The sequence below is a fragment of the Metabacillus sp. RB-C-LZQ-3-1 genome (assembly GCF_058315175.1).
The window spans coordinates 439,513-448,093 of the sequence record NZ_JBZFLI010000003.1 but is presented as its reverse complement, the minus strand read 5'-3'; the positions used below and the strand labels follow the sequence as shown (position 1 = coordinate 448,093).

Sequence of the window (8,581 nt, the reverse complement as noted above, 5' to 3'; positions counted from 1 at the left end):
ATAAAAGCCTGGGAGAGGTCGTCTCCCAGGCTTTTGTCCTTCCGTGTATACAGAAAACAAGATGTTTTCCATACGCTCCCTCTCGGACCAGACTTGACATTTAATTGACCAACGGAACCCTAGGCAGCTTTTTCGTTCATATATAATAATGAACCTTTATGAAATTTTCTAATGAATGACTTTGTTAAGATGTAGTATAGAGGTGAAAAAGGACGCTCGCAATTGTTATGTCACAAATTCTTACATAGTTTTTAATAAAGATCCCTTTTTGTTTGTATCATTAAATGGAAAAAGCATGATAGACTAACTCCTATCTCTACTATATAATTCGTCACTTCATGAACGAGCGTATCAATGATAATCTCTGCCTCTCTATTTCAATATCCTTTTCATGCTAATGCATAAGCAGCTCGATTACCTCCAAATGTTTTCAAAATTAAAAAAATGGAAAAGGTTTTTATTTGTCCTAATGGAAGAAACCGTCCCAATCGTGGAAATATTTAACACTTCTTTTTAGAAAAATAGGCATTTGCTGTGGCACTCCGCAGTTACCTACATATTCTTATAGGGATTAAAAACAGCATCCCAAAACAAGAATTTCCATTTTCATCTTTGGATCATGCTAATAAAAATAAAGGAGAGTTTTCCTTCATGTATCAATATCCTTATGGTTATCAAGTTGATCATTTTCCTCAGTACTACTATAGCCAGCATTCATCTTATCCCATTATGGAGCAACAGGGACCATCTTGGGAAAATCGCCAACCAAATCTCGAAAGAAGAGTCAATGCATTGGAGCGTCAAAATGAACGACAATCAAAAGAACTGACTAGACTAAATGATGAAATAAAAAGACAAAATGAAGAAATAAGACGATTAAACAGAGAGCTTACCAGAGTAAATGAACAAGTAGTTCGTGTAAATGATCGGGTTGAACAGCACACAAGAAGACTTAATCGTTTAAACCAAAGACTTCGAGCTGTAGAAACTAAGTTTAACCTACCATTTTCACCTGGTGAGGGCGGCTTCTAATTAAAAAAAAACAAAGGATGAGCTCATACGCTCATCCTTTGTTTTAAAATGTCTTTGCTAAATCCTTTGCACGTGCAATCCCATTTGCTTTAATATCTTCTGCTTTGTCAGGCATTGCGTTGTGACCTTCAATAAATAATCCTTCAAATGAAGGTACTCCAAAGAAATTCATGATCACATTTAAATAGCGATGCCCCATCTCTAACTCTGCTGCTGGCCCCTCAGAATAAACCCCACCTCTTGATTGGATATGAAGTGCTTTTTTATCTGTTAGTAAGCCAATTGGACCCTCAGCTGTGTATTTAAACGTTTTTCCGGCAACTGCAACCGAATCTATATAAGCTTTCATAACCGGAGGGAAGGAAAAGTTCCAAAATGGAGTAACAAACACATATTTGTCACCCGAAATAAACTGTTCACTCAACTCATTTAAGCGGCCAACCTTTGTTTTTTCTTCTTCTGATAACTCTTCAAAGCCTTTACCCGTTTGTAATTTCCCCCAGCCGCTAAATACGTCTACATCAATATGAGGGATATGCTCTTTGTATAAATCAATATGAACAATCTCATCATTTGGGTTGGCTTCTTTGTATGAATCGATGAATGCTTTTCCTGCTGCCATACTAAAAGAAACCTGATCATCATGCGGATGTGCAGTAATATACAATAATTTCGCCATTTTCATCTTACCTTTCTTTAATTAGTCATTTTAGTTTGATACAAAACAGCGAAAATAAACGCAAAATTAATTAATAAAAAAGGACTTACTCAACGAAGCAAATCCTCACACAATTTATTCATTTATATTTATAACATATGGATTTCCCGCGATATTTTTTCTCATTTCATCGGTGATTTCAATAGCTTGATTGTCAGTCGTTTCATTTGTTGAAATAAATTCTGATGTGCTGCTTCCATCGTAATGAATTGGCTTTTGATTCATGGCTATGCCCCCAACTATTTTATTTTTTCACCAATGATAGTGTTTACATTTATCTTACATATTATTTATGAAAAATACTACATATTTTTCAGAATTTTCAATTATCAATTCCTTGCTGGGGACAGATAGTATAGCTGATGCTTATTATTCGATAAAAACTCATAAGCAAGTAGCATAAACTCAAGCTCTAGTCGTTTCTTTGCATTCATAAAATCCCTACCTAATATGGCCTCCAGCTTTTCTATCCTATGGTATAGGGTTTGTCTAACAATAAATAATCGCTTCGATGTTTCTTGTTTTGATCCATTGCATTCTAAATATGTTTTTAATGTTATTAAAAGCTCCCCATTATATTTTTTATCATATTCAATGACTGGTTCTAAATATTCATTAACAGTTTCCTCTAAATTAGCCTCCTTTTTCAAAAGAGTGAGCATTCGAAACATATGAAGATCCTGATAAAAATAACTTTTATTCTTATCGTCGATATAATCCTGAAGATCGAAAGTTTCTTTTGCAGTAAGATAACTTCTATGAATATCTGTCAGCTTCTTAACATATTGACCTGCTCCAATTATAAGTTCAGAAAAGCTTTTTCTACTTTGAGAATCATGTATCTTCATTCTATGAAAAGCTTTTGTTAACCTCTGCTTCCAATTATCAGAGTTACGCTTATCTAATGTAATGGCTACAAGATGATCGTTTGCTTCTATAAAGAATACATAAAAACCAAACTGCTCAAAAGTCGTTCTTGTGATTAATTTAAAATAAGTTAATTCTTTAGAAGGAAAGCTTCTCCCCCGCTTATTTCCCCTACAAAGCCACACAATCCCTCCTGTAAAGGAAGCCGAAATTCCATTTGATGTTAATTGTTCCATAAGTACATCTTTTTGAATTTCACCATGAATCCATTCTGTTAACCATTCGCTTTCTTTATCTAATTTCTTTTCACTAACATATAGATCTCGCAGCCAAAACTGCCCAAGAATGGTCGTTGTTCGATCTAAGATAAGCGAATCAAAGTCATTAAGTTCCCTGTCATTAGATATGATCAATACTTCAGCATACGAATCACCAAGAATTTGTACTGGTTTTTTCATTGTTTTTCCAACGGAAAGCTTAAGGGTATTGAGGATTTTTGTTTTTTTCCCTTTACTTATATTTGGAATGCATTCAACATTTCCATTTTTAAATAAAGTCACAATCTGCACATCTAAATAGCTTTGCAGTAATGTTAAAAATTGATCGTGATGTTCCGCTTCTAACATCATTTCATTTAGTTTTTGAGAATATTTTTCTAAATCTGAGAGGAGTTGGTATTGTTTGTTAATGATGAGGGAATGGATATCTTCTGTAATTTCTACGAATAATACTTCCTGGTGAAATAATATAATCGGAAATCGATGGAGATTTGCTAAGTCTATGACTTGGTGAGGAATTTCCTTAATGTATGTATTCATTTCAATACATAATCCTGCTGCACGATAAGCGATTAATCGTTCCACAAAAAGATACAAATCAGCTGGTTCTTCCTTCCAGCCTAAACCAGTTGTTAAAACCAACTCATTTCCTTTTAAAAGGTGACTACTTTGGACAGCCTCAACAACATGTACCCATTTTAAATGACGATTTAATCCATTGGCACCTGCTACAACCTCTGTATGTTCAAAATGCTTACGCTTCAGAATTTCATCTACAGTGATGTATGATTTCATCGGCAACCACCTTTTCTCTTCTAATTATGTCAATTATAAATAAAAACGATCTGGCACAACCATGAAGTTGTTACATAAGATGACACGCAAATCATTTTGTACTAAAAAAAGAACAGAACCATACTGACCTGTTCTTTATTATCTAAACTATCACTTTTTCATCATCAAACGAGTGGAGAAATACTTTCTTGCCTCCGCCATTTTTATATGCACTTCTCTAATTTCCTTTTCACCTTTATCATTAATTCTTTGAAAATGAACAAACGCACCACTTAAATTTTCTATTACACGAGCAATCGTAAAACCCTGGTCATGCATACTATCAATCTTTTCTTTTTCAAGCAAGAATTCCTTATATTCCGACATATTATCACCCCTATCGCTTATTTATCCCGCTCTTAACTGGCAGTAAGTTCCCTAGCTCAAGCTTCTTTAGTATCCAAACAAGGTAGGTGGGGGGATAACTGCCCGCAAAGGTCCGATGGTTCAACTAACCATCAGTGGGATTAAAGAAAATCCCCACTAATGGAAGTTTTACTTTACATTTTCTCTGTTGCCGGATCTACTGGAATCACAACTTCTTGTTCAGAGCTGATTTCAGTTTCAATGCTCCAATTTCGACCAACTGAAATTCCTAAATATTTGTCGTCATTCGGCTCCATTAATTCAGCCTGCTTATATTTTTCAAACCACCAAAACTTCCCTAGCACATAATAACTTATTGCTCCAACAACAAGCCCTACCAGGAAGGAGTAATTTGTGAAAATCACCGCGGCACCTCCTCCAACAATCCAAGAAATCAACCCGGCCCAGTTTATTCCATTCTGATAATGATATTGTCCCTTGTATTCATATAGCTCTGGAACATTTACACGTCTTTTTCGAATAAAATAATAATCAGCAATTAAAATCCCTACAATAGCCGACAGAATCCCCCCAATAATTAAGAGAATTTGCGTTATGATTCCAAATAAACTCCAAGGCTGCACTACAATCCCAAGTATGCCTGCAACCACTACACCTGCCCAGTACGGAACTTTAGGTCCGCCAACATTCGAAAAAATGGTGGATGCAGGTATTAAGTTTGCCGTAATATTGGTTGACCATTGGGCAAAAACAATCATTAATAAAAGAATACCTAAAATAAGTCCACTCGCAGATTGCTGCAATGCGACAACAGGATCGTAGTTTGATACAGCAACATATGAAACCGCACCAATGACAACCATAAAGGTCTGGACAATCGGATAAGCTATTAGATTACCAGCAATTTGAGCTTTGTTTCGTTTATACCAATTCTTTTCATTTAAAGGAGCTTTTACAAACCTTGATAAAGATGGCATATCAGCGGTTAATGTTCCCCAGAATCCCATATTGGACATAATCACGACCATAAAAGCTGTAACAGCAGCCCCACCTGTTACAGGGCTCTCAACCCAAGACCAAACCTCACGACCTTGTTGTAATGCTTGGTCTGACAAAGTAAAATACATCCAACCTGAAATAATCATAATGATTGGTGCAGCTAAATCTGCAAAGCGTTCAACAGCCTTTATCCCAAGAGCTGTATTCACTACTTGAAGAGTGGCAAAAATGAGAAAGCAAATAAACCAATTATCAAAGCCTACCATTATAGCTAATATGGCATTCATCGCTGTTGATCCGAAATACGTATTAACTCCAAACCAACACGAGGCCACAAATCCACGAACAATTGAGGGAATATGAGTTCCGACTGTACCAAAAGGTGCTCTCATGTAAACTGGGAATGACAAACCATGCTCCACCCCGATATCTCCAGTCATTGTCATTAAAAAACCTAAAGCAATTGATCCAACAATCGTAGCTAGTACCACCCAACCTAAAGACAAGCTTTGCACTCCAGCTCCACCGATTGCAAAGGCAGCAAGTACGACAGCCATTCCTACCCAAATAAACGAAAAGCCACCAGCGCCAATGTTCTTATTTTCATGTGAAATTGGCAAAAGATCTGGAGATTTCAAATAATTGTTCGCCATGCAACATACCCCCTGTTATTGATTTCATTGTTTTATGAAAAGGAAATGATGATTTCGTGAAGTGTAAGATTCGATGGTAGAATAAAGGCAATCTTGTAGATATGAGATTGCCTCTGCTGGCTAGCGATGTGTAAGAATTTAAGACGTTACTTTTACTTCTTGTTGAACATTAAGTTGATGTCCATATTTAGCACGTTTTATAAAACGTCCATTCCCTGCTTTCCCTACAAATGTTTTGTCACGAACCACAAATTGACCTCGTGACAAAACAGAGATTGGTTCCCCCATCACCTTCACCCCTTCAAAAGCGTTGTAATCTACCGCCATGTGATGAGTTTTGGCTGAAATCGTTCGTTTTGCATTAGGATCAAAAATAACAAGATCCGCATCGGCCCCTACAGCAATTGTTCCTTTTTTCGGGAACAACCCAAATAGCTTTGCCGCCCTTGTTGATGTTATGTCAACAAATTGGTTTAGTGTTATTCGATTCTTTTTCACCCCTTCGGAAAATAAAATACTCATGCGATCCTCAATGATTGGTCCTCCATTTGGAATCTTAGTAAAATCACCCTTTCCTAACGATTTTTGTCCATTAAAATCAAATGAACATTGATCAGAGCCTAATGTTTGAAGGTCACCACTTTTTAACGCATTCCAAAGTACCTCTTGATGGTACTTTTCTCTCAATGGCGGTGACCAAACATACTTAGCACCTTCAAAGTTCGGCTTTTCTAAATACGTTTGATCCAGAACTAAGTATTGTGGGCAGGTTTCACCCCATACATCTATCCCCTTGCTTCTCGCTTCAGCAATTTTTTCAACTGCATCCTGACATGAAACATGAACAACATATATTTGAGAGTTTGTTAGCTCTGTAAATTTTGCCGCTCTGCCGGTTGCCTCTCCTTCAATTTCCGGAGGCCTTGTTAATGCGTGATATATTGGATCTGTCTTTCCTTCTGCAAGTGCTTTTGTTGTGAGATAATCAATCACATCCCCATTTTCAGCATGGACCATGACCAATGCGCCTAGCTCTTTAGCTGCTTCTAATGTTCGAAATAACGTTCCATCATCTGCTTGAAAGACATTTTTATAAGCCATAAATACCTTAAATGAAGTAATACCTTCGTCCTCAATGACACTCGGAAGCTCTTGTAATACTTTATCGTTGATTTCCCCAATCATTAAATGGAAGCCATAATCGATGACTGCTTTATCCTCTGACTTGTCATGCCATGTTTTAATCGCATTTTTTAATGGCTCCCCCTTATTCGTTAAGCAAAAATCAATAACGGTTGTCGTTCCACCAAACGCTGCTCCAATTGTACCTGTTTCAAAATCATCCTTTGTGACCGTTCCGCCAAATGGCATATCTAGATGTGTATGAGGGTCAATACCACCAGGAAAAATGTAGGCCCCATTTGCATCAATGATTTCATCAACTTTGATATCAAGTTTTTGACCAATGGCTGTGATTTTTTCATTTTCAATGAGAATATCCGCCCGATACGTATCTGTTGCTGTTACTATCGTTCCGTTTGTGATTAATTTTTTCACCTTTTCCACCCCGATTTCATTTTACTAGATCAACTTTGTCGCTTTCGATTGAGGCAAGTGCTGTTTGTCTTTCATTCCACGTCATCGGTGGAAGCTCGGATTTCAATTCAATCATATCGATTGCTCCGTCTACTGGACAGACGATTGAGCATAGATTACAGCCAACACAATCCTCTTCTCTTACCTTCAATGAAGTCTTCCCGATAGGATCTTTTAGAAGATCAATACATTGATGAGAAGTATCTTCACAAGCAATATGACACTTATTACAGTTAATGCAAACATCGTTATTGATTCGGGCAACAACCTTGTAATTTAGATCTAAATTTCCCCAATCTGAATATTTAGGAACTGATTTTCCTACTAGATCCATCACTGAATCTATTCCTTTTTCATCTAAGTAGTTTGATAGACCATCCATCATATCTTCTACGATACGGAAGCCATGATGCATAGCAGCTGTACAAATTTGAACACCTGTTGCTCCCATAAGAAAAAATTCAACTGTATCCTGCCAGTTTGAAATACCTCCTATTCCAGAAATCGGGACATTAATGAAGGAGTTTCTAGCACATTCTGCGACCATATTTAATGCAATTGGTTTAACTGCTGGCCCACAGTAGCCACCATGTGCTCCCTTTCCTGCAACATGCGGGATTGTGTTCCATGTGTGAATATCTACACCTGCTAAACTATTAATTGTATTAATCATACTGATCGCGTCTGCTCCACCATTGACAGCTGCTTCGGCTGTAACAGTTATATCTGTTATATTAGGAGTAAGCTTAACGATAACAGGGGTTTTCGCTATTTCTTTTGCCCAATAGGTTTGTTTTTCTACTAATTCTGGTACTTGACCTGAAGCAGCCCCCATCCCTCTTTCGGCCATTCCATGCGGACATCCAAAATTGAGCTCTAATCCATCAACTCCAACATCTTCAACGCGCTTGACAATTTCATGCCATTTCTCTTGTTTTGGCTCGACCATTAACGAAGCAATAATTGCATGATTTGGAAATTTCTTTTTTGTTTCATAGATTTCCTTCAAATTCACTTCAAGCGGCCGATCTGTAATGAGCTCGATATTGTTAAATCCGGCCACTCGTTGTCCATTAAAGCTAATAGCAGCAAAGCGTGAAGATGTATTAATAATGGGATCACCTAGTGTTTTCCAAACAGCCCCGCCCCATCCCGCATCAAAAGCTCGCTGCACTTGATAGCCTGAGTTTGTCGGAGGAGCAGATGCTAACCAAAAGGGATTTGGCGATTTGATTCCAGCTAGATTGATTCGTAAGTCAGCCATTCCATTACCTCCT

At 37.3% G+C, this 8,581-nt stretch carries 8 protein-coding genes and 1 riboswitch; of the genes, 1 reads left to right on the top strand and 7 read right to left on the bottom strand.

Features of this window, described 5'->3' with window-relative positions:
• Nucleotides 1-20: 20 nt before the first annotated feature.
• A riboswitch (guanidine-I (ykkC/yxkD leader) is annotated at nucleotides 21-134 on the bottom strand.
• A 517-nt stretch (nucleotides 135-651) separates the two neighbouring features.
• Complete coding sequence (locus AC4GZ8_RS07460; RefSeq protein ID WP_491081187.1) at nucleotides 652-1,032, top strand: coiled-coil domain-containing protein; 381 nt, start codon at nucleotides 652-654, stop codon at nucleotides 1,030-1,032.
• A 43-nt stretch (nucleotides 1,033-1,075) separates the two neighbouring features.
• On the opposite strand, the gene AC4GZ8_RS07455 is transcribed toward AC4GZ8_RS07460, so the two are convergent.
• From AC4GZ8_RS07455 to preA, 7 genes are all read right to left on the bottom strand, one after another.
• Nucleotides 1,076-1,711 carry an FMN-dependent NADH-azoreductase gene (locus tag AC4GZ8_RS07455; protein ID WP_491081186.1) on the bottom strand — a complete coding sequence of 212 codons (636 nt, stop codon included), beginning with the start codon at nucleotides 1,709-1,711 and terminating at the stop codon, nucleotides 1,076-1,078.
• Nucleotides 1,712-1,825: 114 nt separating this feature from the next.
• On the bottom strand, nucleotides 1,826-1,975 hold the full coding sequence (locus AC4GZ8_RS07450; RefSeq protein WP_491081185.1) for a hypothetical protein: 150 nt from the start codon (nucleotides 1,973-1,975) through the stop codon (nucleotides 1,826-1,828).
• A 104-nt stretch (nucleotides 1,976-2,079) separates the two neighbouring features.
• Complete coding sequence (locus tag AC4GZ8_RS07445) at nucleotides 2,080-3,690, bottom strand: PucR family transcriptional regulator (protein WP_491081184.1); 1,611 nt, start codon at nucleotides 3,688-3,690, stop codon at nucleotides 2,080-2,082.
• Nucleotides 3,691-3,840: 150 nt separating this feature from the next.
• Complete coding sequence (locus tag AC4GZ8_RS07440; RefSeq protein WP_491081183.1) at nucleotides 3,841-4,056, bottom strand: hypothetical protein; 216 nt, start codon at nucleotides 4,054-4,056, stop codon at nucleotides 3,841-3,843.
• Nucleotides 4,057-4,229: 173 nt separating this feature from the next.
• The gene (locus tag AC4GZ8_RS07435; RefSeq protein WP_491081182.1) at nucleotides 4,230-5,708 is read right to left on the bottom strand and encodes an NCS1 family transporter; all 1,479 of its coding nucleotides are present in this window, start codon (nucleotides 5,706-5,708) and stop codon (nucleotides 4,230-4,232) included.
• Between the two features lie 138 nt (nucleotides 5,709-5,846).
• On the bottom strand, nucleotides 5,847-7,265 hold the full coding sequence (gene hydA / locus AC4GZ8_RS07430) for a dihydropyrimidinase (protein WP_491081181.1): 1,419 nt from the start codon (nucleotides 7,263-7,265) through the stop codon (nucleotides 5,847-5,849).
• 16 nt (nucleotides 7,266-7,281) lie between these two features.
• Nucleotides 7,282-8,568, bottom strand: coding sequence for an NAD-dependent dihydropyrimidine dehydrogenase subunit PreA (gene preA, locus AC4GZ8_RS07425; protein ID WP_491081180.1), 1,287 nt, complete (start codon nucleotides 8,566-8,568; stop codon nucleotides 7,282-7,284).
• Nucleotides 8,569-8,581 lie beyond the last annotated feature (13 nt).

Bases quoted from the DNA above. Each gene is read 5' to 3' on its own strand.
- AC4GZ8_RS07450 (WP_491081185.1), bottom strand. From the start codon at position 1,975: ATGAATCAAAAGCCAATTCATTACGATGGAAGCAGCACATCAGAATTT.
- preA (WP_491081180.1), bottom strand. From the start codon at position 8,568: ATGGCTGACTTACGAATCAATCTAGCTGGAATCAAATCGCCAAATCCC.
- AC4GZ8_RS07460 (WP_491081187.1), top strand. From the start codon at position 652: ATGTATCAATATCCTTATGGTTATCAAGTTGATCATTTTCCTCAGTAC.
- AC4GZ8_RS07455 (WP_491081186.1), bottom strand. From the start codon at position 1,711: ATGGCGAAATTATTGTATATTACTGCACATCCGCATGATGATCAGGTT.
- AC4GZ8_RS07440 (WP_491081183.1), bottom strand. From the start codon at position 4,056: ATGTCGGAATATAAGGAATTCTTGCTTGAAAAAGAAAAGATTGATAGT.
- AC4GZ8_RS07435 (WP_491081182.1), bottom strand. From the start codon at position 5,708: ATGGCGAACAATTATTTGAAATCTCCAGATCTTTTGCCAATTTCACAT.
- AC4GZ8_RS07445 (WP_491081184.1), bottom strand. From the start codon at position 3,690: ATGAAATCATACATCACTGTAGATGAAATTCTGAAGCGTAAGCATTTT.